At 41.5% G+C, this 626-nt stretch carries 1 protein-coding gene; it reads right to left on the bottom strand.

Features of this window, described 5'->3' with window-relative positions:
- A partial coding sequence (locus PPOP_RS18110; RefSeq protein ID WP_148278010.1) for a hypothetical protein occupies nt 1-544 on the bottom strand: 544 nt, incomplete at its 3' end.
- Nucleotides 545-626 lie beyond the last annotated feature (82 nt).

Here is a 626-nt window from a genome sequence, read left to right on the forward strand (position 1 = left end):
CACGCTCCTCTCCCTCTTCTGACCAGCTTGCCCACAGATCAAGTAGTAAAACTTCTCCGTCAAGCCTTTGTTGTTCTACACGATCGCGAGCACTCTGCCCGATCCGGTTATAAGCCTCTTGCTCCCGATCTGCTGCACTTTTTAATTGCTGCTGAATATCTGTCACGATGTCGGCATTCTTCTGCTTCATCATCGCTAGTAATTGATTTTCAAATACGGCTAATTCCTCTACGGCTAACTCCTCTAATCGAGATTGTGGGAAGAACTGTAAAAGGGGTTCAACATGTTCTTCGTTCATGGCCGTTAGTTGGCTAACTATATTATTCAGTTGGGTATGCAGATTCCGTTGTTTTTCTTGGAGGGGCTGAAGGAATACCGTACTCCCATTTTCTATGATTTCGGGTGGCAAGTGATCCAATTGGGTTTCTAATTTAGACGTTATTTGTTCTATATTTTTATCATTCGCGATCACATGTAGGGTAGATACCATTGTGTTTAGATGATTATTTGCTGGTGTACTTAATTCAGACGAAATCAATGCCATGCTTGATTCCACGTCTTGCATCATGCTGTGTAATGCATTTGTAGTGGTTTGTATGATACGTTTATATAATTCTATTCGTTGT

It is taken from the genome of Paenibacillus popilliae ATCC 14706 (assembly GCF_000315235.1).
Lineage (GTDB): Bacteria > Bacillota > Bacilli > Paenibacillales > Paenibacillaceae > Paenibacillus_B > Paenibacillus_B popilliae.